Annotated in this window: 25 protein-coding genes and 1 pseudogene; 15 read left to right on the top strand and 11 right to left on the bottom strand. The window is 65.3% G+C overall.

The window, feature by feature from the left end:
• Positions 1-38 precede the first annotated feature (38 nt).
• From BLW05_RS33570 to BLW05_RS33545, 6 genes are all read right to left on the bottom strand, one after another.
• Positions 39-1112: a maleylacetate reductase gene (locus BLW05_RS33570; RefSeq protein WP_093168976.1), complete on the bottom strand. Its 1074-nt coding sequence runs from the start codon at positions 1110-1112 to the stop codon at positions 39-41.
• Entirely contained in the window at positions 1109-2026 is a 918-nt protein-coding gene (locus BLW05_RS33565; protein WP_093168974.1) for an FAD synthetase family protein, read from the bottom strand. Before BLW05_RS33565 ends, BLW05_RS33570 begins: the two co-directional genes overlap by 4 nt.
• A 34-nt stretch (positions 2027-2060) precedes the next feature.
• Positions 2061-3614: a 4-hydroxyphenylacetate 3-hydroxylase family protein gene (locus tag BLW05_RS33560; protein ID WP_093168972.1), complete on the bottom strand. Its 1554-nt coding sequence runs from the start codon at positions 3612-3614 to the stop codon at positions 2061-2063.
• 47 nt (positions 3615-3661) lie between these two features.
• Positions 3662-4258, bottom strand: coding sequence for a flavin reductase (locus BLW05_RS33555; RefSeq protein WP_093168969.1), 597 nt, complete (start codon positions 4256-4258; stop codon positions 3662-3664).
• A gap of 107 nt (positions 4259-4365) precedes the next feature.
• On the bottom strand, positions 4366-5745 hold the full coding sequence (locus tag BLW05_RS33550) for an MFS transporter (protein ID WP_093168967.1): 1380 nt from the start codon (positions 5743-5745) through the stop codon (positions 4366-4368).
• Between the two features lie 47 nt (positions 5746-5792).
• On the bottom strand, positions 5793-6779 hold the full coding sequence (locus BLW05_RS33545; RefSeq protein ID WP_256330628.1) for a SphA family protein: 987 nt from the start codon (positions 6777-6779) through the stop codon (positions 5793-5795).
• Positions 6780-7036: 257 nt separating this feature from the next.
• Here BLW05_RS33545 and BLW05_RS33540 point away from each other — a divergent pair, with 257 nt between their 5' ends.
• Entirely contained in the window at positions 7037-7990 is a 954-nt protein-coding gene (locus BLW05_RS33540) for a LysR family transcriptional regulator (protein ID WP_093168965.1), read from the top strand.
• Positions 7991-8634: 644 nt separating this feature from the next.
• Here the strand turns inward: BLW05_RS33540 and BLW05_RS33530 are convergent.
• The 5 genes and pseudogenes from BLW05_RS33530 to BLW05_RS33520 form a co-directional block, all read right to left on the bottom strand.
• Positions 8635-9291, bottom strand: a complete 657-nt coding sequence (locus BLW05_RS33530; protein WP_256330627.1) for a trimeric intracellular cation channel family protein — start codon at positions 9289-9291, stop codon at positions 8635-8637.
• Complete coding sequence (locus BLW05_RS33525; protein WP_093168961.1) at positions 9288-10550, bottom strand: M20 family metallopeptidase; 1263 nt, start codon at positions 10548-10550, stop codon at positions 9288-9290. Before BLW05_RS33525 ends, BLW05_RS33530 begins: the two co-directional genes overlap by 4 nt.
• 352 nt (positions 10551-10902) lie before the next feature.
• Positions 10903-11025, bottom strand: a complete 123-nt coding sequence (locus BLW05_RS36710) for a hypothetical protein (RefSeq protein ID WP_256330632.1) — start codon at positions 11023-11025, stop codon at positions 10903-10905.
• A pseudogene (locus BLW05_RS36705) lies at positions 11018-11138 on the bottom strand (IS30 family transposase); the annotation flags it as partial. The pseudogene BLW05_RS36705 and the gene BLW05_RS36710, both read right to left, overlap by 8 nt.
• A gap of 86 nt (positions 11139-11224) precedes the next feature.
• A complete protein-coding gene (locus BLW05_RS33520) occupies positions 11225-12205 on the bottom strand; it encodes a LysR family transcriptional regulator (RefSeq protein WP_093168959.1) in 981 nt (326 codons plus the stop codon).
• Between the two features lie 143 nt (positions 12206-12348).
• Between BLW05_RS33520 and BLW05_RS33515 the strand changes: the two genes are divergently transcribed.
• The 14 genes from BLW05_RS33515 (at position 12349) to BLW05_RS33450 (ending at position 24692) form a co-directional block, all read left to right on the top strand.
• The gene (locus BLW05_RS33515; protein ID WP_093168957.1) at positions 12349-13536 is read left to right on the top strand and encodes a muconate/chloromuconate family cycloisomerase; all 1188 of its coding nucleotides are present in this window, start codon (positions 12349-12351) and stop codon (positions 13534-13536) included.
• A 49-nt stretch (positions 13537-13585) separates the two neighbouring features.
• Positions 13586-14521, top strand: coding sequence for a catechol 1,2-dioxygenase (gene catA, locus BLW05_RS33510; RefSeq protein ID WP_093168955.1), 936 nt, complete (start codon positions 13586-13588; stop codon positions 14519-14521).
• Between the two features lie 113 nt (positions 14522-14634).
• Positions 14635-15999 (top strand): Rieske 2Fe-2S domain-containing protein, encoded by a 1365-nt coding sequence (locus BLW05_RS33505; RefSeq protein WP_093168953.1) that lies wholly within the window; start codon positions 14635-14637, stop codon positions 15997-15999.
• Entirely contained in the window at positions 15996-16487 is a 492-nt protein-coding gene (gene benB, locus BLW05_RS33500; protein WP_093168951.1) for a benzoate 1,2-dioxygenase small subunit, read from the top strand. Before BLW05_RS33505 ends, benB begins: the two co-directional genes overlap by 4 nt.
• Before the next feature lie 18 nt (positions 16488-16505).
• Entirely contained in the window at positions 16506-17525 is a 1020-nt protein-coding gene (benC, locus tag BLW05_RS33495; protein WP_093168949.1) for a benzoate 1,2-dioxygenase electron transfer component BenC, read from the top strand.
• Complete coding sequence (benD, locus tag BLW05_RS33490) at positions 17522-18316, top strand: benzoate diol dehydrogenase BenD (protein ID WP_093168947.1); 795 nt, start codon at positions 17522-17524, stop codon at positions 18314-18316. The genes benC and benD overlap by 4 nt, the downstream gene beginning before the upstream one ends.
• A 25-nt stretch (positions 18317-18341) precedes the next feature.
• Positions 18342-19703 (top strand): MFS transporter, encoded by a 1362-nt coding sequence (locus BLW05_RS33485; RefSeq protein ID WP_093168945.1) that lies wholly within the window; start codon positions 18342-18344, stop codon positions 19701-19703.
• A 58-nt stretch (positions 19704-19761) separates the two neighbouring features.
• Positions 19762-19938 carry a hypothetical protein gene (locus BLW05_RS36225; protein WP_177142931.1) on the top strand — a complete coding sequence of 59 codons (177 nt, stop codon included), beginning with the start codon at positions 19762-19764 and terminating at the stop codon, positions 19936-19938.
• 31 nt (positions 19939-19969) lie between these two features.
• Entirely contained in the window at positions 19970-20668 is a 699-nt protein-coding gene (locus tag BLW05_RS33475) for a 3-oxoacid CoA-transferase subunit A (protein ID WP_093168941.1), read from the top strand.
• Positions 20665-21333, top strand: coding sequence for a 3-oxoacid CoA-transferase subunit B (locus BLW05_RS33470; RefSeq protein WP_093168940.1), 669 nt, complete (start codon positions 20665-20667; stop codon positions 21331-21333). The genes BLW05_RS33475 and BLW05_RS33470 overlap by 4 nt, the downstream gene beginning before the upstream one ends.
• A gap of 33 nt (positions 21334-21366) precedes the next feature.
• A complete protein-coding gene (gene pcaF, locus BLW05_RS33465) occupies positions 21367-22572 on the top strand; it encodes a 3-oxoadipyl-CoA thiolase (protein WP_093168938.1) in 1206 nt (401 codons plus the stop codon).
• 12 nt (positions 22573-22584) lie between these two features.
• Positions 22585-23412, top strand: a complete 828-nt coding sequence (gene pcaD, locus BLW05_RS33460; protein ID WP_177142930.1) for a 3-oxoadipate enol-lactonase — start codon at positions 22585-22587, stop codon at positions 23410-23412.
• Positions 23413-23429: 17 nt separating this feature from the next.
• Positions 23430-23708, top strand: a complete 279-nt coding sequence (gene catC / locus BLW05_RS33455) for a muconolactone Delta-isomerase (RefSeq protein ID WP_093168936.1) — start codon at positions 23430-23432, stop codon at positions 23706-23708.
• 3 nt (positions 23709-23711) lie between these two features.
• Entirely contained in the window at positions 23712-24692 is a 981-nt protein-coding gene (locus BLW05_RS33450; RefSeq protein ID WP_093168934.1) for a tripartite tricarboxylate transporter substrate binding protein, read from the top strand.
• The last annotated feature ends 589 nt before the right edge of the window (positions 24693-25281 follow it).

Genomic DNA, 25281 nt, shown 5'->3' with positions numbered 1-25281 from the left:
AGGGTCTCCTTCGTGGGGGTGGTTGTCGCGCAGCTTCCCTAGGCGTGCACCGATGGCCGAACGCCGTCGTAGGCGTCCTGCAGCAGTTGGCGGATCGCATGCGCCTCGAGGCGTCGCGGGTTGGGATACGGGGTGCGCAGCGCCAGCTCGCAGGCACGGTCAAGGTCCGACTCGCGCAAACCGACGTCCTTGAGAGCAAGCAGGGCCCCTGCGCTCCCGGCAAGGTCGTACACGCACTGCGCAGCGTTCCCGCCGCCCAGCGCGGCCGCGATGCGCGACATCGCCTCGGGCGCAGCCTCGGCGTTGTAGGCGAGCGCATGCGGCAGCACGATGCTGTGCGTCTGCGCGTGCGGCAGGTTGAAGCTGCCGCCCAGCGTGTGGCACAGCTTGTGGTGCAAGGACATGCCCACGCTGCCCAGCACGGTGCCGCAAAGCCAGGCGCCGTAGAGCGCATCGCTGCGCCCTGCCAGTGCCTGCGCCGGGTCCGAGCCGCCGAAGAGCGGCAAGGCCCTGCCCAGCGCTCGAATGCCCTCCTCGGCCATCAAGGCGACGATCGGATTGACATCCCGCGCGTAGAGGCTCTCGGCCGCGTGGGCGATCGCATTCATGCCGCTCGCCACGCTCATCTCCAGCGGCAGCGAGTGCGTGAGCTCGACGTCGTAGATCACGGTGCGCGGGCGCGCGCGCGGGTCGATCCCCGTCCTCTTGACGCCGGCCTCGGTCAGCCCATAGATGCCGGTCATTTCCGAGCCGGAATAAGTGGTCGGCACCGCGATCACGGGCAGGCCCGATTCGAGCGCTATCGCCTTGCCCAGGCCGATCGTGGAACCGCCGCCGAATGCGACTGCGCAGTCCGCGCCAAGACGGGCGGCCGCAATGCGCGCTTCGCGTGCAACCTCGATGGGCACATGCATCATCGCGCCCGCGAACACGCTGGCACAGCGCGGGCCCAGCACGTCCGCCACCCGCTGCGCCTCTTCGCGCTGGCCCGGGGTGCAGAGCAAGAGCGCGCGCTTGGCGCCGAGCGCGTCAACCTCGTCGCCGAGCCGTGCGAGCGTGCCGCTTCCGAAGAGCACGCGTTGTGCATGCCCCGTGTAGATGAAGTCTTTCATGCGAAGGTCCGGTCTTGAATGGGAGCGCGGCCGCTGGCACGGCCCACGAAACGCAGGCGCAGCGGGTCGCCGCGCCGGGCCTCGAGATCACGTGCGGCCTCGAAACGCACGGTCTGCCCGGACTGTCCGCCCACGTGCAGCAGCGCCGAGAACCAACCCCCGCCGGGCTGCATCGGCCGCACCTCGCCGACGTAATCGGCTGCGGCCGGAGCGCACATCGTTGCCGGGAGCTCCGCCTCGACGACGCGTGATGCGCCGACACGCGAAAGCGATCGGGTCACGATACCGGTCAGTTCATGCGGGCGCTCCAGCACGGCGCTCGCACCCGCCAGATCGCCCAGGCTGATCAGTCGCCTCGCCTCCGTGGACGAACTGCGTACCGACGCGCCCGAGCTGCCGCCGCCGAGTGCCGGGATGCTGTCGAGCGCCACCGGCGACACCGAGAACCCGAGCCGGATGCCGAGGTCCGCAAGATAGTCGACCGACCCCTGACGGCCCCGGCCGCAGGCGAAGTTCTCACCGACGACAAGCTGTCGCATGCCCAACTGGCGCAGCAGCACCGTGGATACGAACTCGTCTGCCGACTGCCCGGCGCGCGCGGCGTCGAAGCGCAACACCAGCGCGTAGTCCACCGCGCCCGTGGCCGCCAGCAACTGCAGCCGGTCGGCCAGGCTGGAGAGCAGCTTGGGTGCCCCGGCGTCCCCGCGCAGGACTGCACGGGGATGCGGGTCGAACGTGACCAGCGCGGTGGGCAGCCCGGACCATTCGCCGCGTGCGCGGAGGTTTGCAAGCACCTGCCGATGGCCACGGTGCACGCCATCGAACATGCCGATGGTGGCGACACAAGCCTCCGGCCCGCCGCCGGTGGCTTGGTCGATCCCGCCGTCACTGGCGGGTTCGCGTAGGAGCTTCATGGCATCGGGCCCGGAGCGTGCGGCGGTGGCGCGTTCAGATGGCGAGCGTCCCGCTGAGCGAGAGCTGCTCCTGATGGCGCGCGGCGTCCATGGCCTTGGCGTAGTCGGCGGTGGCCTTGTACTCCGTCGCGTCGTCCACCACCGAATCGATGCCGCACACCTGGCGAGCGAGCTTGCCGTAGGTCCCCGAGCCGGAGAACTCGGCGCGTTGCATCGTCAGCATGCGGATGCTCTGCAGCGGCGTGCCGTTGAAGTTCTCGAACACGAAGAGACGATTGCCCCAATCGGTGAGGAACAGGTCGCGGATCACCCGGCCAATCTTCAGGCGATCCTTCGGGCGGCCGACCGGCCCGGTGTTCATCTTCTCGAAGAGCGTGTTGAGCTTGGAGTCTTCCCACTGGTCTTCCGTGGCGAAGAGCAATGCGCTACGCCCCGACAGGTCGACCAGCTCGTAGATCATCTGCGAGAAGTTCTCCAGGTACAGCGCGCGACCGAAGTCGTAGATGAGGATGTTGGGCTTGTAGAGCCCCCCCGGCGTGTGGAATCCAAGCTCCTCGCTTGCAACCACATGTGCAAGCATCGCCTGGTGAAAGCCGATCAGCTTGGCCACGCGCGTCTGCACCGCCGGGATCTTGCTGGTGCCGATGTGTTCCGTGATCAGCACCGCGAGGCCTGCCATGAGTTCGGCGCGCACCATCTGGCGCACCAGCGCGTGGTAGTGCAGCCAGTCGAACACCCGTTGCGGATAGAGCTTCGCGTGCTCGGGGTTGCCGAGATGGAAGACATGCGACCACGGGATGAAGACCTTGTCGAACACGGTCATGCCGTCGAGCTCATCGCCTTGCGAGGCGAGCGGATGCTCGATGCGGTCTTCCTTCACGAGGCTCTCACGGCAAACGACCGACACACCCTTGGTAGCCACAGGCACCGCGGCGAAGATGATCTGGTCGCCCGGAATGCCCGGCCGGAAGAACACCCCGATGTGCACCCAGTCGGCAAACGCCGTGCCCGTGGAGACGGCCTTCACGCCATCGACGACGATGCCCTTCTCGTTTCGCTCGATCACACGCAGGCCGGGCGAACGCGCCTGGGCGTCGGGCGTGGATCGGTCCATCTGCGGGTCGACGAAGTTGGGCGCGCAGTTGTGATCGCGATCACGCACCGATTGCCAGAAATCGACGATGTTGCGTGCCAGCTCCTGGCCCTCGGTGCCGACCGACTGCTTCTGCCATGGCATCGGGTCGTCGGTGTAGGTGGTGAGCACGTAGTTGTTGACGTCCGGCGTACGCGGGAACGAAGCGCCGGCCATTTCGCGCATCACCGTCTCGTGATAGCGGCGCTTGCGCTTAAGGTCTTCCTTGGTGCGGTGTCCGAACCACATCATCGATCGGCGCTCGCCCTTCTCGTCGACGAAAGTCATCACGTCCTGCAGGTCAGGGCGATGGTGCAAGTCGTAGAAGTCAGCGTGGCGCTGCGCATAGTCGCGCGTCTTCGGGTGCGTCGCGACGTTGTCGATCTTCTCGTTCCCGACCCAGACGACGCGGCCGTCATTGAGCGAGTCGAGGTACTGCTGGCCTGTGCGGAGCATGGCAATTTCCTTTGGTGGTGCGTTGGAGAGAGAAAGACCTCGTGCTCTTAGTGAGCGGTTGGCCTCGTAGTTGCATAGCTGCGCCTGCAGTAGACAAGCGGATCGCGGTGCTCTTCTTCATGCGTCTTCGTCGCCAGCACACGGGCGAGGAACACGCTGTGTGTGCCGACTTCCATCGCTTCAACGACACGGCAGTCGAGTGCGATGGTGGCGTCGGCGCTGTAGGGCGCGCCGGTCGCCAGCGTGTGCCAGCGGCCAGAACTGAAACGCTCGGGCATCGACAGCTTGCCCACGCCGGCGAACATGTCCGAGACGCCGCTCTGCTGCGAGCTCAGCCAGTTCACGCACAGCACGTCGTTTTGCTTGATGACGCCGTTCACATAGCTGCGGCGGTTCATGCACACCAGCACCGTGGGCGGTGTGTCGCAGACCGACGCGACCGCCGAGCAGGTCACACCGGCCAGGCCACCGGGGCCATTGGTGGTGACCACGGTGACGGCGGTCACTGCACGGGCTAGTGCATCGCGGAACTCAGACACCGAGATGCCGGGCTCCAGCAGATCGCACAGCGCAGTCGGTAATTTCGACTCGTCTGCCGCTTGCGCGAGAGAGGGTCGTGTTTCGTTGGCGGTCTGTGAGGTCATGTCTGCGCTCCATTTCGTGGGTGGGGAAGGAAGGTGGATGCGTTGTCTCGGTGAAAAAACTTTAAGCGCCGCGTCCCGTAATGAACATGTCTTCCAAGGCATGCGCACTATTCCGCCAGAGGCTTGGCAGGTGCGGCGATCGCGAGTGAGCCGCTCGACTTGCGAGCCGCATGTAGCAGCAGTGCAATGACGACCGTCGCGATTCCGCTTACCCCGTATTGGGAAGGCAGAGTGAGCCCGGCGGCGACGAAGGCAGTACCCATGAGCGCCCCGCAGATCGCGCCTGCGCGACCAAGGCCGATGACCCATCCGAGACCGGTGGAACGGATGTCCGTCGGATAGACCGTCGCGCAGTACGCGCTGAGATTCACCTGGGCGCCCACAATCAGCCCACCGGCTTGTGCGACAGCCGCAAACAGCATCACCCGATGCGATGGCGCGAGTCCTACAGCGGCGATCGCAAAGCCCGCAAGCACGAACGCAGCGGTAAGCGGCCACCAGGACTGCACGCGATCGATGATGCGCGCCAGCAGGAGCGATCCGACGATGCCGCCCAGCGAGAAGGTGGCGGAGATGAGGATCGCGTCACCCAGGCCAATCCCCGTCGCAACCAGCAAGGTTGGCATCCAGGTGATGATGTAGACGATCACCAGTTGCGTGCAGAACGAAGCAGCACCGAGCAACATACTGGTGCGCAACAGGTCACCACTGAAGATTCGCCGGATCGGTCGACCACCACCGGCGGCGCGTTCGACGAGAACGAACCGGTCGGCATCGCCAAAGTGCAGGCCAGGAACGAGTCGCCGCAACGAGCGTGCAATGACATCGGCAGGCGCTTGTCGCGCGACAAGGAACCGCACGGACTCTGGGAGCGCGACCGCCAGCACTACGAGCAGCAACAGCGGCGCGATGCCCCCCATCACGAACACCGCCTCCCAGCCGTATTGCGCGAGCAGGTGCGCGGAGAGTGGACCGCCGATCACACCGCCAAGCGGGAACGCGGCGTACATGACGCTCACCATCGTCGCGCGAGCGCGGCGCGGCGCGAACTCCGACACCATCGCGATCACGTTGGAAAGCGCGCCACCCAGGCCAAGCCCGGTCAGCGCGCGGAGGACGAATAGCGATCCGAATCCTCTCGCCAGCGGCGTTGCGATGGCAAAGAGCGCAAATGTCGCAGTGGCCCAGAGGATCGCCGGTCGCCGCCCGAAGCGATCCGCCACCAGGCCGAAGAGTGCCGCGCCGGCAGCCGCACCCGCATAGTGCGCAGCGAATATCGGTCCGAACGCTTCGCGGGGCAGTCGCCATGCATTCGCGATGACCGGTGCGGCATAGGTGATGGCGAGCGTGTCGAAGCCGTCCAGCAGCGCAACTAACGCGCACAGGGCGACCACGGTGAGAAGCAGCGGGCTCGTGCGAGCTCCATCGATGACTGCGTCGATGTCGATCACGCGCGGACCGACACGATCATTGACGACGTTGTGCATTACTTTGTCCTTGATGGGGTTGAAGGCCCGAGGTGTTCAGGCCGCGGCTAGAACGGCACGCGTGCCTGGAGCCACAGGCGCGTGCCTTCAGGCTTGTTGCGCGCACCGAACTCCTGCTGAAGCTTGGCGACCAACGCCAGGCGGGGCGACAGGTAGTAGGTGACGTAAGGGCCGAGCGCATTGACGCGGCCCCGATTGCCGTTGCCGTTCACGGGGCGGCCGTACTGGTCGTCGTCGGTGGTCTGTCGATACACGTAGCCGTTGATCCCCACCGCGAGTTCCGGCGACACGCGCCATCCGCCGCTGAACTCGATCGTCGCCTCGTCGCCCGACCGGTACGCCGTCGCCTCGTTCCGCTGGTTGGTCGCATAGCGGAACTTCGCGTTGACATCGAAGCCTGTCGCCGGGAACCAGGTGAACGCATAAAAGAGCGCGACCTGCGTGTAGTTGCGCCCTGTGTTCACGCGGTCGGCGACGTCGTAGGTGCCCGTCTTCAGGTGCGAATCGATACCCACCGTCTGGTGGTACACGGGCGAGTGCCAGCCGAGGATCACCGGAGAGAAAGCCATGTCGGTGAGCCCGGTCGCGTTCCCCCCGCGGTCTAACGGTGGGAGGCCGCCGGGCCGGCCCAGCGCCGCATCGAGATCACTTCCAGCTATCGCCTGCACGACACGCGTCTCGACGTTCGCCCCGAGAAAGGTCACGCCCGGCCACACGTACGAGAGCCTCGGCGCGATGGCGTTGACCGTCAGGTCAAAGCGCGTGAGTTGCGGGTTGTCGACGCCCGCGTTGTTCTTCGAATGCGTTGCGTTGTAGTGGGAGTAGTAGATGAACCAATGCGCGCCCTCGGGGAGCATCAAGCCGTTGTAGTTGGTCTCCACGCCCATCGGGTAGGAGTTGCCACCTCCCTCTGTCGCCGATGCCGATAACGCGACGAGTGAGAGCAGAGCCGGGAGTGCCCGGCCTGCAATCCTTCGCCAGGAGATCCGTTGCTCCAGTTCGATGCCTGCACCACCGGTCCACATTTCCGCCATGTCGTTGCTCCTCGTTTGGGAGCCCGGACATTAGGTTTGCGGCGCGACTTTGCACATTGACGCAAAGGCATTCGCAGTATTCCGCTGCGACATGACGCTTCGCGCCCGAATGGCATCGCTCTTGCGTCCCTGCGAATGCAGATTTGCGTCGGCTCGCGATTGGTGCGTTCAGTGTCGACACTGGCACTCGACCCGATTGCGCAAGACCGGCTTCAACTCTACCCTGCCCGCTCGACACTCACTATGGGAATGTAGACATGAGTACCATGCCTCGTGGATATGCAGATGGTCTTGATCTGAACCAGCTTCGGGTGATGGACGTGCTGCTGCGAGAACGCAGCGTGACGCGCAGCTCGATGGTCCTCAACACCACGCAGCCCGCGCTCAGCAAGGCACTGAGCCGTTTACGCTGTTACTTCGACGACCCGTTGTTCGTCCGGGTCGGCCTTCAAATGGAGCCGACCCCGAAAGCACTGGGCATGGCCCCCGCAGTGCGCGCGATCCTTGACGGGGTGCAGTCCCTGCAGGCCGAGCAGGTGCCCTTCGACCCGCGTTTGTCCAACCGGAACTTCAGCTTCCTCGCGGTGGATGCAGCCATCGTGGTGATGCTGCCGCCCATCGTTCGTGCGCTGGAGACCGAGGCGCCGAACGTGCATGTCAGCGCGATGCCCCTGGAGGCCGAACACCTGCATGGCTGGCTCCAGTCGGGCAAGGCTGACCTGGCGATCGGCTCCTATCCATTGCTCACTCAAGGCATACGACGCCAGATGCTCTTCAGCGCCACCTACATGAGCGTGATGCGACGCGGGCACCCTCGCCTTTCGAGAACGCCCTCCGTCGAAGACTTTATCGCGGAGAAGCACGTGCTGGTGGCCGCCGAGCGCACCGGTCATGCGATGCAGATCGCGCAGGAAGCACTGGAGGCCGCCATCCCGCCGCAGAACATCACCATCCGCGTGCCCGGCTTCACCGCGGCAGTGCTTGCAGCCAAGCAGACCGACGCGCTCGTCACCCTGCCTTCACCTCTCGCAGCGGTGCTCGCCCGGGAACTCGATCTTGAACTCGTCAAGCCGCCGGTGCGACTTCCCAAGTTCGAGATCGCCCAGTACTGGCACGAGCGCTATCACCGCGAGCCCGGCAACAAATGGATGCGCTCGATGCTGCACAACCTATTCAACGCGGGCTCGAAGTTCGCCGCGGCCCTTCCTTGAATCGACAAGCGCACCAGCAACACGCGTTCGTCATATCAGACAGCCACGCCCTATCCGCACAGCGGAACCCCATCCGCGAATCGAATTTTGGGCCGCTCCTGTCACCAAACAATGAATGGCGTATCAAAAGGCGCTATAGCTGCCCCGAGCCGCCGGTAAAGGAGTAGTGCTCCGCAGCGCTGGCGGAAGTACAGCGTGTCTCGATCGAACGGTCGTGTACTTGAGGGTGACCCAGTGGAAGAAGCGTTCCTGTCCGTGATGGCGGCCCATGGGCTCGAGACTAAGTCCCTGCAGACCGCGATAGCGGCCCTCGGCGGCGGCGATTGGCTGCCGCCTTCGTCACTGTGGCGGCGGCTTCGAAGCACCGCCGCGACGGCTGCTGTGGGCACGAACCCGAATTTCCACCCTGCCCTCCTGAAGGACGCTTCCCGCTGCACAACGGAATTTTGACAGTTCAATCATTGAACCCGCTCGGAGCGCCCGCCGATCTCACAGCGTGATGCAACGCTGAAAGGCGACGCGCTCAAGGATTCGCGCGTCAATCGCCGAAGTCTTGCTGTGTTTCCCGTCGCGATCCGTCCTCAGCTGCGCTCATTCACGGCGTGCAGAGCGTGGCCTACAGATTCGCGGACACGCATCGCACCTCAGTGGTCACCCCTTCCTGAAGGCCGAGGCAGGTTCCACTTGTAGCGCAGCGATAGGTAGCGCAGCAGGAAGCAAGACATCAGCGCCACCCAAGTCCGTCCGCTCGACACCCATCCGAGGCGCTCGCCAGCCACTTCGATGATCGCGCCGACCAGCGCGGCCGATGCGTAGATCTCGCGCCGGAGGATCACCGGCACCCGATTGAGGAGGACATCGCGCGCGACACCGCCGCCCACGGCGGTGACGACCCCCAGCAGCACCGCCACCTCGGCGTTGTGACCGAAGATCATGGCCTTCTGTGCGCCGGTGACCGCAAACAGCCCCAACCCCAGTGAATCGAACAGGGTTACCGGGTGCGCAAGTCGCGCAACCAGCGGGCCCGCAGCGATCGTCATCCATGCCGCAGCCATTGAAACGGCGAGGTAGCGCCAATCGGTCAGCCCGGTTGGCGGCACAGCGCCGATGCACAGGTCGCGCACCACGCCCCCGCCGCAGGCGACAGCGAAAGCGATGACCATGACACCGAACCAGTCGAGGCTCCGATCCCTGGCCGCGACCGCACCGCTGATTGCAAAGGCGAACGTACCGGCCAGATCGAGAACCGTGAAGAGGCGATGGTCATTCAGGCCGGCAAGGGCCAGTTCGTGGACATTCATGCTGCGGGACACAGCCACGCGCCGGCGGCAGTCAGCATGGCCTGCAGGCCGGTCTCGAGCGTCGGGTGAATCTGAGGCGCGAACTTCGGCGAGTGGTTGCTCGGGATCTTGTTGACGGTCCTTTCCTGCTTGGCCTTCGCGTACGCCTCCGGATTGGTGCCGCCGACAAACCAGAACACGTAAGGCACGCCCCAGGTGCGGCCAAAGATGCTGAAGTCCTCGCTGGCCGAAGCCGGACTGGGCGCCAGCGAGGCGTTCTCCCCGAACTGGTTGCCGAAGGCATGGGCCACCTTTTGCGTGGCGACCAGGTCGTTTTCGGTCAGTGGGTAGCTGTTTATGGTGGTGAATTCGGGTGGACGTTCGGCGCCGGAGGCCTCGCATTCGGCGCAGCAGATGCGGCGGATCGACTTGAGCATGTACTCGCGCGTGTCCTCGCTGAAAGTGCGCATGTTCAGCTTGATGGTGGCGTCGTCGGGGATGATGTTTTCCTTGGTGCCGGCTTGAAGCGAACCGATGGTGAGCACAGCCGGCTCGGTCGGCGCGATCTCGCGTGAGACGATGGTCTGCAGGCGCAGCGTGGTCGCGGCGGCCATGATCACCGGATCGATGGATGTCTGCGGCTGCGAACCGTGCGAGCCGCGCCCGAACAACCTGATCTTGAGGCTGTCTCCCGCCGACAGCGTGACGCCAGGGCGATAGCTCACGGTGCCGGCCGCGCCGACCATCACGTGCTGGCCGAGGATGATGTCGGGCTTCGGGAAGAGGCCATCGCCCCAATCTCGCACCATGGAGGTCGCGCCCTCGGCCGTTTCCTCGCCCGGCTGGAACGCGATCATCAACGTGCCGCTCCATGCGGCGCGATTCGTTGCCAGGACGCGGGCGGCGCCGACCATCCACGTCACGTGCATGTCGTGGCCGCACGAGTGCGCGACCCCGACCTCGATGCCGTCCGGGTCGCGTGCCGTCACGGTGCTCGCGTACGGCAGCCCGGTGTTCTCGGCCATCGGCAGTGCATCCATGTCGGCACGCAGCATCACGGTCGGACCGGCGCCATTCTTCATCAAGCAAACCACGCCGGTCACGCCCACGTTGCGCGTCACCTGGTAGCCAAGAACCTCCATCGCGTCGGCGACGATCTTCGCGGTGCGGACCTCCTGCATGGACAACTCGGGGTTCCGATGAAGGTCTTTGTAAAGCTCCTCCAGTTCGGCCATCAGGGCGGGTTTGGCTGCACCAAGGGCTTGAACGAGGGGGTTCATGACAACTCCAGAGGTGACAGACGAACAGGCAGGAAGCCGGAAAGCGGACGTGGACGTGGACGTGGACGTGGACGTCCGCGCTCGCACAGAGCTTGGAGATTCAGGTCCGCACCTTCGTTCCCTTGGGCACCGTCAGCATGATCGAGACGATTGCCACTACGGGCATCAACACATTGATGCCCAGCGCAACGATGGCCGCATCGCGCACAGCGAGGTTGCCCGAGCTTCACCCACTCTAGGTGCTGCATACCGGGCATTCAGCGATTGCAGTGGGAGCCACTCGACACCCCGCACGTCGCAGGACACAAACGGCTCGCCTGCGCTGCGGCGCCGTGGGAGGCCTCGCGGTGCATCAGCCCGCAGTCGCGCGGCGGACCTGCACGTCGACGGTGCCATCGTTGCAGAAGCCGAGCGCCTCGGCCTGCGGCGTGTGCAGCGGTGGGAAGGTCGCGAAAAAGCGTTGCACCTGCTCCATGATGTCGATCGAACAGTCCGGCAATCTGGCCAATGGTCTGACCCTTTCTTCCAGCGCTCCCACATGAGCGCCTTCTGGCTGTCCGTGTAGTAGGTTCGCGCCCGATACTTCATCTGCAACTTGCTCGAGCCAACACCCAGCGCGACAGATTCACCGTCGGGCACCGTGGAAAAACCAAGAAGTCTGAACCTGCAGTGACTTATTTCAGATCTTCAACATCTGCAGGGAATGGCGCTCCCGCGCCATCGGCTGTCAGACCCGACGGAAACGCATTGGTCTGGAAGTCCAGCCAGGGCGGGTTCTGGGCATACATCTCGACGATGAGCTGCTTGATCGCCACGATGTACCACGAGTCGTCGTTGAGCCGGTGGCTCAGGATGATCGGCGACGTGGCCTTTTCGTCGGCGATCAGCCGGTAGACGAGGTCTGTGCGCAGCCGCGCGGCGGCCGGCACGATGCACAGGCCCACCTCCGCGGCGACCAGTCCCAGCGCGGCATGCAGCTCGCGTACCTCGTGGACTTCGGCCAACTTGACCCCTTGCTCATGCAGCATGCCCAGCACGTCGTCTGCAAAGCTGGGGCGCGGCTCCTTCGGGAACACGATCAGTTTCTGGTGTTCGAGGTCCTTCAGGTTTACTGGTCCCGTCTCGGCCGCCAATGGCCATGCGGGAGGGATGGCCAGGACCAACTTTTCCTCGCGCAACACGGTGCGAGCCACCGAGGTGTCGTTGCTTCGGATGCGGCCGAACCCCAAGTCGATCCGACCGGACTTGAGCTCACCGATCTGCTGGATCGACCCCAGGTCGACCAAGTGGACATCGGTCTCCGGATAGCGCTGGCGAAACATCCGCACCACCATGGGCAGACCGCCATAGAGCGTGGACGGGACGTAGGCGATGGAAATGGATTGCCTGTGATTCCGGCCCGCCTGTCGAGCCGTGTTCTTCATCTGATCGACACGGTGCAACACTTGCAGCGACTGCTCGTAGAACAACCTCCCAGCCTCGGTCAGGCGCACCGGGCGGCTGTTGCGCTGGATGAGCTGGACTTCCAGTTCCTCCTCCAGCAACTGGATCTGGCGGCTCAGTGGCGGCTGCGCAATGTGCATCTGCTCCGCAGCGCGCGTGAAGTTCTTGGTGGTGGCCACCGCCACGAAATATCGGAGTTGACGCAAATCCATAGGGGAAAACCATATCCCATGGGATTGGTTGCTGTCTAAGTCGTTGTTTCTCAATGAAAAACGGTCACATCATACCTAATAGGTATCGTACTAGATGAATTCGGTGTTGGCTGGCAAACGGATGCAAACGTCCAATAGAGCCCATGCAACATACTGCCTGTCAACAAACCACCACCGGCTCCGCCATCATCGAACGTGTCGAGACGATGCTGGTCGATCTGCCGACGATCCGTCCGCACAAGCTTTCGATGGCCGTCATGAACGGCCAAACGCTGATGCTGGTGCGCATCCGCTGTTCAGACGGCACGGTGGGCATCGGCGAGGGCACGACCATCGGCGGCTTGGCCTACGGCGCCGAGTCGCCCGAAGGTATGAAGCTGGCCATCGACACCTACTTCGCGCCCCAACTCGTCGGCGCCGACGCGAATCGCGTGCAGGCCTTGATGGACCGCCTGAACGTCGCGTTCCGCGACAACCGCTTCGCGAAGTGCGCCGTCGAGACCGCGCTGTTCGACGCACTGGGCCACCGCACAGGCCTGCCGGTTTCCGAACTGCTCGGTGGCCGGCTGCGCGACCGGCTGCCCGTGGCTTGGACCCTGGCATCGGGGGATACCGGCCGCGACATCGAAGAAGCGCAGCGCATGCTCGAATTGCGCCGGCACCAGATCTTCAAGCTCAAGATCGGCCGCCGTTCCGTGCGTGAGGACGTGGCGCATGTCGCCGCCATCAAGAAGGCACTGGGCGATGCGGCTTCGGTGCGCGTCGACGTGAACATGGCCTGGAGCGAGCTGGAAGCCCAGCATGGCTTGGCGGGCCTGGTGGACGCTGGCTGTGAACTGGTCGAGCAGCCCGTCGCCGGCGTCGACGCACTGGCGCGCCTCACCGGCAAGTACCCCATCGCGGTCATGGCCGACGAATCCCTTGTCGGACCAGAGAGCGCCTTCGCGCTGGCCTGCGTGGCGGGCGCCAATGTATTCGCCATCAAGACCGAACAGTCCGGCGGCCTGCAGGCTGCCCAGCGCGTGGCGGCCATTGCCGACGCGGCCCGCATCGAGCTGTACGGCGGCACCATGCTGGAGGGCGCGGTCGGCACGATCGCCTCGGCCCATGTGTTCGCCACCTTCCGCGAGCTGCGCTGGGGCACCGAGCTGTTCGGCCCGCTGCTGTTGACCGAAGAGATCCTGGCCCAGCCGCTGGAATACAAAGACTTCCACCTGACCGTGCCGACGCTGCCCGGCCTGGGCATCGCGCTGGACGAAGACCGTGTCCAGCACTTCCGCCGCGACCGCACGCGCACGACCGTCGGCCCGGCCGCGGTGTCGCTGACCTGACGCGCACCCACACACTGATTTCCAACCACCCAACGAAACGGAGACACCCATGAGCGTCGAAATCTTCAAGACCACCGAAGTGCAGGACTTCTTGCGCCTGGCCAGCGGCCTGGACCAGGACGGCGGCAACCCCCGCACCAAGAAGATCGTCCACCGCATCCTGTCCGACCTGTTCAAGGCCATTGAAGATCTGAACGTCACCTCGGACGAGTACTGGGCCGGCATCGCCTACCTGAACCAGCTCGGCGCGCGTGGCGAGGCCGGCCTGCTGTCGCCGGGCCTGGGCCTGGACCGGTACTTCGACATGCGCATGGATGCGGAAGACGCAGCGCTGGGTGTAGAGATCGGCACGCCGCGCACCATCGAAGGGCCGCTGTATGTGGCGGGCGCGCCGGTGGAGCAAGGCTTCGCGCGCCTGGACGACGGCAGCGACAAGGCCGGTCACCCCTTGATCATGCACGGCACGGTCTATGGCGCCAACGGCAAGCCTGTGCCGAACGCCACGGTCGAGGTCTGGCATGCCAACACCAAGGGCTTCTACTCGCACTTCGACCCCACGGGCGAGCAACAGCCGTTCAACATGCGCCGCACCATCGTCACCGACGCACAGGGCCGCTACAAGTTCCAGAGCATCGTGCCGGTGGGCTACGGCTGCCCGCCCGACGGCCCCACGCAGGCCCTGCTGAACCAGCTGGGCCGCCACGGCAACCGCCCGGCGCACATCCACTTCTTCGTGACCGCCGAAGGCCATCGCAAGCTGACCACGCAGATCAACATCGACGGCGACCCGCTGGTGTTCGACGACTTCGCCTACGCCACGCGCGAGGGCCTGGTGCCGCCGCTGGTCGAGCGCACGGACGCGGCCAGCATCCAGGCCAACGGCATGGCCGGACCGTTCGCCGAGATCGTCTTCGACATCCGGCTCAGCGCCCTGGTCCAGGGGCTCGACAACCAGATCGTCGACCGCCCCCGCCTGGCCGCCTGACCGCCTGCGTGCTGCGGCGCAGGCCGCCGCAGCTGTCGCCAACCCGTCATCCCGTTGGTATCGAACCGCGACGCAGGTCGTGGGGGATGACCTCACTCCAAAGAGACTTCACCATGAACACGACCGCAACCACCGACAAGTACGGCGACGTTGAACAGCTGCTGGACAGCGCCTTGCAGGACGACAAGGACGCCGGTGTCTTCCGCTGCCGCCGAGACATCTTCACCGACCCCGCGCTTTTCGAACTGGAGATGAAGCACATCTTCGAGAGCAACTGGGTCTACCTGGCGCACGAGAGCCAGATCCCAGAGATCAACGACTACTTCACCACGACCATCGGCCGCCAGCCCATCGTCATCACGCGCAGCAAGGACGGCAAGCTCAACGCGGTGATCAATGCCTGCGCCCACCGCGGCGCCATGCTGTGCCGCAAGAAGCACGGCAACAAGGGCAGCTTCACCTGCCCGTTCCACGGCTGGACGTTCAACAACGGCGGCAAGCTGCTCAAGGTCAAGGACGAAAAGACCTCCGAGTACCCGGTGCAGTTCAACAAGGAAGGCTCGCACGACCTGAAGAAGGTGGCGCGCTTCGAAAGCTACAAGGGCTTTCTTTTCGGCAGCTTGAACGCCGACGTGCAGTCGCTGGACGACTACCTGGGCGAGACCAAGGTCATCATCGACCAGATCGTCGACCAGGCACCGGACGGGCTGGAAGTGCTGCGGGGCAACTCTTCCTACACCTACGACGGCAACTGGAAGCTGCAGATGGAAAACGGCAGCGACGGCTACCACGTCAGCTCCGTGCACTGGAACTACGCCGCCACCATGGGCCGCCGCGCGGACGGCGGCACCAAGGCCGTGGACGCGGCCGGCTGGAGCAAGAGCGTGGGCGGTGTCTACGGCTTCGAGAACGGCCACATCCTGCTGTGGACCAAGACCATGAACCCGGAGGTGCGCCCGGTCTACAGCCGCCGAGACGAACTCAAGGAGCGCCTGGGCGAGACCAAGGCCGAGTTCATCGTCAGCCAGACGCGCAACCTGTGCCTGTACCCCAACGTGTACCTGATGGACCAGTTCTCCACGCAGATCCGCGTGACGCGCCCGATCAGCGTGGACAAGACGGAAATCACGATCTACTGCTTCGCCCCCAAGGGCGAGAGCGCGGAAGACCGTGCCGTGCGCATCCGCCAGTACGAGGACTTCTTCAACGTGTCCGGCATGGGCACGGCAGACGACCTGGAAGAGTTCCGCTCCTGCCAGACCGGCTATGCCGGCAAGGCCGCGCCCTGGAACGACCTCAGCCGCGGCGCGCCGCTGTGGGTCGAAGGGCCCGACGAGAACGCCAAGAAGATGGGCATGAAGCCCCTGATCAGCGGCGAGCGCAGCGAGGACGAAGGCCTGTTCGTCTGCCAGCACGACTACTGGGCCAAGGCCATGCGCAAGGGTGTAAAGCAAGAGCGCGAAGGAGCACAGGCATGAGCGCGAACCACGACGCCATCTGCGCCTTCCTGTACCGCGAAGTGCGCCACTTGGACGACCGCGAGTTCGAGCAATGGCTCCAGCTCTATGCGCCGGATGCCGAATACTGGATGCCCGCCTGGGACGACGACGACCAGCTCACCGACGACCCGCACAGCCAGATCTCGCTGATCTACTACCCCAGCCGCAATGGGCTGGAAGACCGCGTGTTCCGCATCAAGACCGAGCGCTCCAGCGCCTCCATGCCCGAGACGCGCACCACCCACATGCTGAGCAATGTGGAAGTGCTGGAGGACCGTGGCGACGCGGTGGACATCCGCTACAACTTCCACACGCTGAGCCACCGCTACAAGAAGACCGACCACTACTTCGGCACCATTTTCGCAACGCTGCGCAAGGGCGGCGACGCGGGCTACCTGTTCGCCCGCAAGAAGATCGTGTTGAAAGACGACTACATCAGCCAGGTCGTCGACATCTACCACCTCTGACATGCGGGGAGACGCACGATGAACAACTACCGCATCGCCCTGAACTTCGACGACGGGGTCACCCGCTTCGTCGAATGCGGCGCCAACGAGAAGGTGCTGGACGCGGCCTTCCGCCACCGCATCAACCTGCCGATGGATTGCTCCGACGGCGTGTGCGGCACCTGCAAATGCCGCGCGGAGACGGGCAGCTACGACCTGGGCGACGACTACATCGACGAGGCGCTCACGCAGGACGAGGCAGACGAAGGCCTGGTGCTGACCTGCCAGATGATTCCCAAATCGGACTGCGTGATCTCCGTGCCCGTGCCGTCGACGGCTTGCAAGACCGGTACCGCCCAATTCGCTGCCGCGGTCAGCGAGGTGACGCTGTTCGCTGACGCGGCCTATGAACTGGTGCTGGACATCCCGGCCGAGGCGCCGGTGTTCCTTCCCGGCCAGTACGTGAACATCGACGTGCCGGGCAGTGGGCAGCACCGCTCGTACTCGTTCAGCTCGGCGCCTGGCAACAAGCGCATGACGTTCATGATCAAGCAGGTACCAGGTGGCCTGATGAGCAGTTGGCTTGGCGTTGCCGCCGCTGGCCAGCCGTTGCAGATGACCGGCCCGCTGGGCACCTTCTACCTGCGGGCCGTCACGCGGCCGCTGCTGTTCCTGGCGGGCGGCACAGGGCTGGCACCGTTCCTGTCCATGCTGGAGGTCATCGCGCAGCATGGCACTCAGCAGCCCGTACACCTGATCTACGGCGTGACGCGCGACCAGGACCTGGTGATGGTAGACCGACTCGTCGAGTACGCCCGCCGCATTCCCGGCTTCACTTTCGGCACCTGTGTCGCGGACCCGAAGACCGTGCATGAACACCAGGGCTACGTGACCCAGCACATGCCCGCACAGGCGCTGCACGGCGGCAATGTCGACGTGTACCTGTGCGGCCCGCCGCCGATGGTGGATGCCGTGCAAAAGCACTTCAAGGCAGAGGCCATCACGCCGGCCAGCTTCCACTATGAGAAGTTCACGCCCAACCAGACGGTGACAGCATGAACACCGCTAAACGCTTTGAGGACAAGGTCGTGCTGGTCACCGGCGCGGCCCAGGGCATCGGGCGCGGCGTGGCGCTGCGCATCGCGGCCGAGGGCGGCCGGGTACTCGCCGTGGACCGGTCGGACATCGTGGACGAGGTGGTCACGCAGATCCGCGAGGCCGGCGGCGCGGCCGCTGCGGCGCAGGCCGACCTCGAGACCTTTGCCGGCGCGCAGCATGCCGTGGCGCATTGCCTGGCGCACTTCGGCCGCGTTGACGTGCTGGTCAACAACGTGGGCGGCACGATCTGGGCCAAGCCCTACGAGCACTACGAAGAGCAGCAGATCGAAGCGGAGATCCGCCGCTCGCTGTTCCCCACGCTGTGGTGCTGCCGTGCGGTCTTGCCGCACATGGTGGAGCGCCAGAGTGGCGTGATCGTCAACGTCTCGTCGGTGGCCACCCGGGGGGTGCATCGTGTGCCGTATTCGGCGGCCAAGGGGGGCGTAAACGCGCTGACCGCGTCACTGGCGATGGAGCATACGCGCAACGGCATCCGCATCAACGCCACGGCCCCCGGCGGCACCGACGCGCCGCCACGGCGCGTGCCGCGCAACCAAGCGTTGCCGAGTCAGCCCACCGCCACAGAGACGGCGTGGTACCAGGGCGTCATCGACCAGACCAAGGACTCGAGCCTTATGCACCGCTACGGAACCATCGACGAGCAGGTGGCCCCGATCCTGTTCCTCGCGTCCGACGAATCCTCCTACATCACCGGCTCGGTTCTGGCCGTCGCCGGCGGCGACCTGGGCTGAGCAGGACAACTCCACGGAGACAATCATGAAACACATCGACCTGCACAAGCTGGCGGACGAAGCCAAATTCAACGGCTTCCATCGGGGCGTCCTGCTCTGGTGCGCCCTGATCATCATCTTCGACGGTTACGACCTGGCCGTCGCAGGCATCGCCCTGCCGTCGATCATGAAGGGGATGGGCGTGAGCCCGACCAACGCGGGCTTCATGGTCAGCTCGGCGCTGTTCGGCATGATGTTCGGCGCGATCTTCCTCGGTACGATTGCCGACCGCATCGGCCGCCGGCGCGCGATCGCGATCTGCATCGCGCTGTTCAGCCTGTTCACCGCAGCGGCCGGCCTCACGAGCGACCCGGTCACCTTCAGCGTCACGCGCTTCCTCGCCGGCTTGGGCATTGGAGGTGTGATGCCGAACGTGGTGGCGCAGATGACGGAATACTCGCCGCGCAAGATCCGAAGCACCATGGTCACGCTGATGTTCAGCGGATATGCGGTGGGCGGCATGCTGGCCGCCGTGGTAGGCAAGGGACTGTTAGAGAGCTATGGATGGCAGTCCGTGTTCCTGGCCGCAGGGTTGCCGGTGCTGCTGATTCCGGTGATCCTGACGTTCATGCCCGAGTCCATGCCCTTCCTGATCAAGACGGGGCAGAAGGCCCGGTTGCAGCACATCGCCGCGCAGTTGAGCCCAGGCTACCGGCCGCAGCCGGGCGATTCCTTCGACCTGCCGCAGCAAGACCGCGACACCAGCGCGCCCATCGGCAAGCTGTTCCAGGACGGCAGGGGGTTCAGCACCGTGATGTTTTGGATCGCCTTCTTCATGTGCCTGTTCATGGTCTATGCGCTCAGCTCCTGGCTCACCAAGCTGATGGCCGGTGCCGGCTACACGCTCGGATCGGCGCTGACCTTCGTGCTGGTGCTGAACTTCGGCGGCATGTTCGGGGCCATTGGCGGGGGCTGGCTTGCCGATCGCTTCCACATCAAGTACGTGCTGGTCGGCATGTACCTGCTGGCGGCGGTGTCGATCAGCCTGCTGGGTTACTCGGTGCCCACCTCGGTGCTGTACGCGCTGGTCGGCCTGGCTGGCGCCTCGACCATCGGCACGCAGATCGTGACCTATGCCTACGTGGGCCAGTACTACCCCATGGCCGTGCGCTCCACCGGCATCGGCTGGGCCTCGGGCGTCGGCCGCAGCGGTGCCATCCTGGCGCCCATCGTGATCGGCAGCCTGGTGGCGATGGCCTTGCCGCTGGAGCAGAACTTCCTGGCCATCGCTTTGCCGGCGGTGATCGCGGCGGTCGCGGTGTTCTGCATCCAGCATGGGCGTGCGGGGCAGGCACACGGTGCCGACAGCCCCGTGCCGTCCGGCACCCCAGCGGTCGCCGCGAAGTGATCAGCTGGCGCGCAGCATCCGCCAGGTAGTGAACAAGGTGCAGAAGCTGAGACTTGTCATGGCCATCCTGGGCATGACCGTTTCCTGCGCCGGCCCGGCGCTGGCGCAGGACTCTCCCTGCAAGCCGGTTCGCATAGTCGTGCCGTACTTGGCAGGCCGTCCGGTGGACGCCTTGCCGCAGGACCGGCACGCGCAGGACGAGCGCGTGAAGATTTCCGGCGTGGTGCTGGACTGAGCCGCCATCGTCTCTTGAAGGAGAAATTCTCATGATCAACAAGATTGCCTCGGTCGCCGAGGCCATGGCCGGCATCCAGGACGGTGCCACCGTCCTGATCGGCGGTTTCGGCACGGCCGGCATTCCCAACGAACTCATCGACGGCCTGATCGTGCAGGGTGCGAAGGACCTCACGGTCGTCAACAACAACGCCGGCAATGCCGAAGTGGGGCTCGCCGCGCTGCTGCAGGCGGGTCGCGTGCGCAAGATCATCTGCAGCTTCCCGCGGCAGGCGGACAGCCAGGTGTTCGACGGCCTGTACCGCGCGGGCAAGCTGGAGCTCGAACTCGTGCCTCAGGGCAACCTGGCCGAGCGCATCCGCGCGGCCGGTGCCGGCATCGGCGCGTTCTTCTGCCCCACGGGTTTCGGCACGCAGCTCGCAGGCGACCGCGAGACCCGCGAGATTGATGGCAAGCAGTACGTGCTGGAGTACCCAATCCACGCCGACGTGGCCTTGATCAAGGCCGAGACCGGCGACCGCTGGGGCAACCTGGTCTACCGCAAGGCTGCGCGCAACTTCGGCCCTGTGATGGCAATGGCCGCGCAGCGCACCATCGCCACGGTGCACGACATCGTGGAACTCGGCACGCTGGACCCGGAGACCATCGTCACGCCCGGCATCTTCGTCAACAAGATCGTCCGGATCGACCGCGTCGCCACACAGGCCGGCGGCTTCAAGAAGGCAGCATGAGCATGAACTACCAGCGTCGCACCAAGGACCAGCTCGCCGCACGCGTGGCTCAGGACATCTTCGACGGCGCCGTCGTCAACCTGGGCATCGGCCAGCCGACGCTGGTCGCCAACCATCTGCCGGCCGGCCGCGAGGTAATTCTGCACAGCGAGAACGGCATCCTCGGCATGGGGCCGGCCCCCGCGGCCGGTGCGGAAGACTACGACCTCATCAACGCCGGCAAGCAGCCCGTGACGCTGCTGCCCGGCGGGGCCTTCTTCCACCACGCCGACAGCTTCGCGATGATGCGCGGCGGCCACCTGGACATCTGCGTGCTCGGCGCCTTTCAGGTCTCTGCCACCGGCGACTTGGCCAACTGGAGCACCGGCGAGCGGGGCGCCATCCCGGCCGTGGGCGGTGCCATGGACCTGGCCATCGGTTCCAAGCAGACCTGGGTCATGATGGACTTGCTGACCAAGCAGAACGTGAGCAAGCTGGTCGAGAAGTGCACCTACCCATTGACCGGCCTGGCCTGCGTCAAGCGCGTCTACACCGACCTCGCGACCTTCGCGTGTACGGCGCAGGGCCTGCAGCTGATCGACGCCGTCGAAGGGCTGAGCCGCGAAGCGCTCGAAGGCATCGTGGGTTTGCCCATCGCTGCTGTCGAGTCGTCCACCCGCGCGTGATGGCACCCGACATCCACCTAAAAGAGAGACCCCATGACTGAACCCGTGTTCATCTGCGACGCCGTTCGCACGCCCTTCGGCAAGTACGGCGGCGCCTTGTCTTCCGTCCGTCCCGACGACCTGGGCGCCGTGGTGCTCAAGGCACTGACCGAGCGCAACACCAGCGCGGACTGGAGCGCCATTGACGACGTGATCTTCGGCTGCGCCAACCAGGCCGGCGAAGACAACCGCAACGTGGCGCGTATGTCGCTGCTGCTGGCTGGCCTGCCGCTGGAGGTGCCCGGCACCACCGTCAACCGGCTTTGCGGCTCCGGCATGGACGCCATCGGCATCGCGGCGCGAGCCATCAAGTCCGGCGAGGCCGGCCTGATGATCGCCGGCGGCGTCGAGAGCATGAGCCGTGCGCCCTTTGTCGTGCCCAAGGCGGAATCGGCTTTCTCGCGCGGCAACTCGATCCAGGACACCACGATCGGCTGGCGCTTCGTCAACCCGAAGATGAAGGCGATGCACGGTGTCGACGCCATGCCGGAAACCGCCGAGAACGTGGCCGACGACTTCAAGGTGTCGCGCGAGGACCAGGACAGCTTTGCATGGCGCAGCCAGGCCAAGGCCGCGGCGGCGCAGAAGGCCGGCTACTTTGCCGCCGAGATCGTGCCGGTCGCCGTGCCGCAGCGCAAGGGGGACCCGTTGCTGGTGAGCGAGGACGAACACCCGCGAGAGACCACGCTCGACGCGCTGGCCAGGCTCAAGCCCGTGGTACGGCCTGGCGGCACCGTGACGGCAGGCAACGCCAGCGGCGTCAACGATGGCGCCTGCGCCTTGTTGCTTGCCAGCGAGGGCGCCGCTGTGCGCAATGGGCTCACGCCCAAGGCCCGTGTGGTCGGCATGGCGACTGCCGGTGTCGCGCCGCGCATCATGGGCATCGGCCCTGCGCCGGCCACTCGCAAGGTTCTCGCGCAGACCGACCTGACCCTGGCGCAGATGGACGTGATCGAACTCAACGAGGCCTTCGCTTCGCAAGGGCTGGCCGTGCTGCGGCAACTGGGCATGGCCGATGACGATGTGCGCGTCAATCCCTACGGCGGCGCGATCGCGCTGGGCCACCCACTGGGTGCCAGCGGCGCGCGGCTCGTGACCACCGCCGTCCATCAGTTGCACCGCAACGGCGGCCGCTACGCGCTGTGCACCATGTGCATCGGCGTGGGGCAGGGCATCGCCATGATCGTCGAACGTGTTTGAAAGGTGGACGTCTTGCCGCAACCCAAACCTTCGTCGTCGCTCTCATTGAATACTGCGCGCGGTGCGTTCCGCGTCACGGAGGATGGCGATGCCGCCGCGCCCGCGCTGATCCTGTCCAACTCGCTGGGCACCACGCTGGAGATGTGGGACCAGCAGGTCGCCGCGTTCTCCAAGGACTACCGACTTATCCGCTACGACACACGTGGCCACGGCGGCAGCCCGGTCACACCCGGTCCCTACAGCTTTGCGGACCTGGGGCAGGACGTGCTGGCCGTGCTGGACGCGCTGGACATCAAGCGGGCTGCCTTTTGCGGCATTTCGATGGGCGGCCACACCGGTCTGTGGCTGGGCGTCCACGCGGGCGACCGCTTCGACGCCATCGCAGTCTGCAACAGCGCGGCCAAGATCGGCGCGGCGCAAGGCTGGAACGAGCGGGCCGCGATGGTCCGCGAAGGCGGCGAGGCCGCCATGAGGGCCCTGGCCGAGTCGTCCCCTGGTCGGTGGTTCAGCGCGGATTTCGTGAACACGCAGCCTTCCACTGTGCAACGCGCGCAAAGCTGGATCGCCGGCATCGCGCCGCAAGGCTACGCCGCGTGCTGCGAGGCCCTGGCGACGTCGGACCTGCGCGGCGACCTGGGCCGCATCACCACACCCACGCTGGTGCTGGCGGGCGCATCGGACCCGGTCACGACCGTGGCCGACGCCCAGGCGATGCAGGCGGGAATCGTCGGCGCGCATCTGGCGGTGGTGCCTGCCTCGCATCTGTCCAACCTGGAAGCGCCGCAAGCGTTCGACCAGGCCGTTCTCCAGTTTCTTGCATCCCTGCAGCACGCTTCCTGAACCCGAAAGGACTCCCCATGCTTTATCTCGTCCACATGATCGTCAACATTCCGTCCACCCTCGCGCCAGAGGAAGCGGCCCGCATCAAGGCCGAAGAGAAGGCCTACTCGCAGCAGTTGCAGAGCTCGGGCAAGTGGCCTCATCTCTGGCGCGTGGTGGGCGAGTACGCCAACTACAGCGTGTTCGACGTGGAGAGCAATGACGAGCTGCACGACACGTTGAGCCGGTTGCCGCTCTTTCCGTTCATGAAGATCACGGTCACCGCTCTGGCCAAGCATCCCTCTTCCATCGTCTAAGCCATGACCATGCACCGAAGAGCCCTGGCCCTGCTGGTCGCACTCCTCGCGCTGCCGGGCGCAGCCATGGCGCAGACCGCAGCCAACTGGCCCACCAAGCCCGTAAGGTGGATCGTGCCGTTTCCGCCGGGCGGGGCGATGGATGTCATCGCCCGCACCGTGGGCGACCGGGTTGCACAGGATCTCGGCCAGCCCTTCGTGATCGAGAACCGGCCAGGGGCTGGCGGCAACATCGGCGCCGACTATGTGGCCAAGCAGCCTGCGGACGGCTACACGATCATGATCACCTCAATCGGCATGGCGACCAACAAAGCGCTGTACGCCAAGCTCGGCTACGACCCGGTCAAGGACTTCGCGCCCGTCAGCCTGCTGGCCGTGGTGCCGAACGTGCTCGTGGTGAACGCCGCCCGCAGCAAGGACAAATCGGTCAAGGAGGTCATGGCCCACGCGAGGAGCGAGCCCGGCAAGCTGACCTATGCGTCGGCTGGAAATGGCACGTCCATCCATCTGGCGGGCGAAGTGTTTTCCTCCATGGCAGGCCTGCAACTGCTGCACATCCCGTACAAGGGCAGCGGCCCGGCGGTGACCGACATGCTGGGCGGCCAGGTCGACCTGATGTTCGACAGCATCACCTCAGCGCGGCCGCACATCCAGTCGGGCAAGCTGCGTGCGCTGGGCGTGACCTCGGCCCGGCGCTCTTCCGCGCTGCCCGATGTGCCGACGATTGCAGAGGCAGGCGTGCCCGGCTACGAGGTTTCGCCATGGTTTGGCGTGTTTGCACCAGCTGGCACGCCCGCCGATGTGGTTGCGAAACTCAACAGGGCGCTCATCGCCGCCATGCGGCAGCCTGAGATCCTCAGGAAGCTCGAAGGCGTGGGGGCCGAGCCGATCGGTTCGACGCCGCAGGCGCTGGCCGAGCACCTGAACAAGGAACTGGCGCGATGGGGCTCGCTGATCAAGGAGCGCGACATCCGCCTCGACTGATGTTGCAGCAGCTGCGGGCGTTGCAGGATGTGCTGACTGGGCAGCATGACAGGCTGATGCTCATCAAGCGCCACGTGCGCGACGACGGCGCGCGATCTGCCGGTGAGGGGCGGCGGCGTTGAAACGAAGCGCTGTTTGAACTCGCACATTTTCGGCCGAGCTTGCCTGTGGATGCCCGACCATGCCCGATGTCCCCCGGGTGCGGGTTGCTCGGATCCGACCCGACAATCGCGATGAGTTCAGGGACGTTGATACCGCTGATAGGTTAAAAGCACCAGGCCGCCATCGTTGATCGCATATCTCTGGTGCCTCCAGAGAACAGCGCGATGCGAGATGCCAGTATCGGTTGCCTTTTTCAAGCCGGTTGTCGGGCCTGCATGGATCGCTGCCTGTTGGACAAGTGCTCAGGGCCAGGAGCGTGAGTCCGACGGGCCCATGGCCGGCACCAATGCCGAGGACCTGTCGTTCGCGCTCGGAGGGCGACTGACCGCTCAGGTTTAGGGTTGTCCGATACCTGCCCGTGCGACACGACAGCGCCGAGCGCGACAGCGGCCTGAGGGCAGGTGTTGGACAAGCCTCCATGGAGGAA

It is taken from the genome of Variovorax sp. YR216 (assembly GCF_900107745.1).
Lineage (GTDB): Bacteria > Pseudomonadota > Gammaproteobacteria > Burkholderiales > Burkholderiaceae_C > Variovorax.
Note: the sequence above shows the minus strand (reverse complement) of the source record. Positions and strands in the feature narration are given on the sequence as shown.

Excerpts from the sequence above, each read along its gene's own strand:
- BLW05_RS33570 (WP_093168976.1), bottom strand. The coding sequence starts at position 1,112 with ATGAAAGACTTCATCTACACGGGGCATGCACAACGCGTGCTCTTCGGA.
- BLW05_RS33565 (WP_093168974.1), bottom strand. The coding sequence starts at position 2,026 with ATGAAGCTCCTACGCGAACCCGCCAGTGACGGCGGGATCGACCAAGCC.
- BLW05_RS33560 (WP_093168972.1), bottom strand. The coding sequence starts at position 3,614 with ATGCTCCGCACAGGCCAGCAGTACCTCGACTCGCTCAATGACGGCCGC.
- BLW05_RS33555 (WP_093168969.1), bottom strand. The coding sequence starts at position 4,258 with ATGACCTCACAGACCGCCAACGAAACACGACCCTCTCTCGCGCAAGCG.
- BLW05_RS33550 (WP_093168967.1), bottom strand. The coding sequence starts at position 5,745 with ATGCACAACGTCGTCAATGATCGTGTCGGTCCGCGCGTGATCGACATC.
- BLW05_RS33545 (WP_256330628.1), bottom strand. The coding sequence starts at position 6,779 with ATGGCGGAAATGTGGACCGGTGGTGCAGGCATCGAACTGGAGCAACGG.
- BLW05_RS33540 (WP_093168965.1), top strand. The coding sequence starts at position 7,037 with ATGAGTACCATGCCTCGTGGATATGCAGATGGTCTTGATCTGAACCAG.
- BLW05_RS33530 (WP_256330627.1), bottom strand. The coding sequence starts at position 9,291 with ATGAATGTCCACGAACTGGCCCTTGCCGGCCTGAATGACCATCGCCTC.
- BLW05_RS33525 (WP_093168961.1), bottom strand. The coding sequence starts at position 10,550 with ATGAACCCCCTCGTTCAAGCCCTTGGTGCAGCCAAACCCGCCCTGATG.
- BLW05_RS36710 (WP_256330632.1), bottom strand. The coding sequence starts at position 11,025 with ATGGAGCAGGTGCAACGCTTTTTCGCGACCTTCCCACCGCTGCACACG.
- BLW05_RS33520 (WP_093168959.1), bottom strand. The coding sequence starts at position 12,205 with ATGGATTTGCGTCAACTCCGATATTTCGTGGCGGTGGCCACCACCAAG.
- BLW05_RS33515 (WP_093168957.1), top strand. The coding sequence starts at position 12,349 with ATGCAACATACTGCCTGTCAACAAACCACCACCGGCTCCGCCATCATC.
- catA (WP_093168955.1), top strand. The coding sequence starts at position 13,586 with ATGAGCGTCGAAATCTTCAAGACCACCGAAGTGCAGGACTTCTTGCGC.
- BLW05_RS33505 (WP_093168953.1), top strand. The coding sequence starts at position 14,635 with ATGAACACGACCGCAACCACCGACAAGTACGGCGACGTTGAACAGCTG.
- benB (WP_093168951.1), top strand. The coding sequence starts at position 15,996 with ATGAGCGCGAACCACGACGCCATCTGCGCCTTCCTGTACCGCGAAGTG.
- benC (WP_093168949.1), top strand. The coding sequence starts at position 16,506 with ATGAACAACTACCGCATCGCCCTGAACTTCGACGACGGGGTCACCCGC.
- benD (WP_093168947.1), top strand. The coding sequence starts at position 17,522 with ATGAACACCGCTAAACGCTTTGAGGACAAGGTCGTGCTGGTCACCGGC.
- BLW05_RS33485 (WP_093168945.1), top strand. The coding sequence starts at position 18,342 with ATGAAACACATCGACCTGCACAAGCTGGCGGACGAAGCCAAATTCAAC.
- BLW05_RS36225 (WP_177142931.1), top strand. The coding sequence starts at position 19,762 with ATGGCCATCCTGGGCATGACCGTTTCCTGCGCCGGCCCGGCGCTGGCG.
- BLW05_RS33475 (WP_093168941.1), top strand. The coding sequence starts at position 19,970 with ATGATCAACAAGATTGCCTCGGTCGCCGAGGCCATGGCCGGCATCCAG.
- BLW05_RS33470 (WP_093168940.1), top strand. The coding sequence starts at position 20,665 with ATGAGCATGAACTACCAGCGTCGCACCAAGGACCAGCTCGCCGCACGC.
- pcaF (WP_093168938.1), top strand. The coding sequence starts at position 21,367 with ATGACTGAACCCGTGTTCATCTGCGACGCCGTTCGCACGCCCTTCGGC.
- catC (WP_093168936.1), top strand. The coding sequence starts at position 23,430 with ATGCTTTATCTCGTCCACATGATCGTCAACATTCCGTCCACCCTCGCG.
- BLW05_RS33450 (WP_093168934.1), top strand. The coding sequence starts at position 23,712 with ATGACCATGCACCGAAGAGCCCTGGCCCTGCTGGTCGCACTCCTCGCG.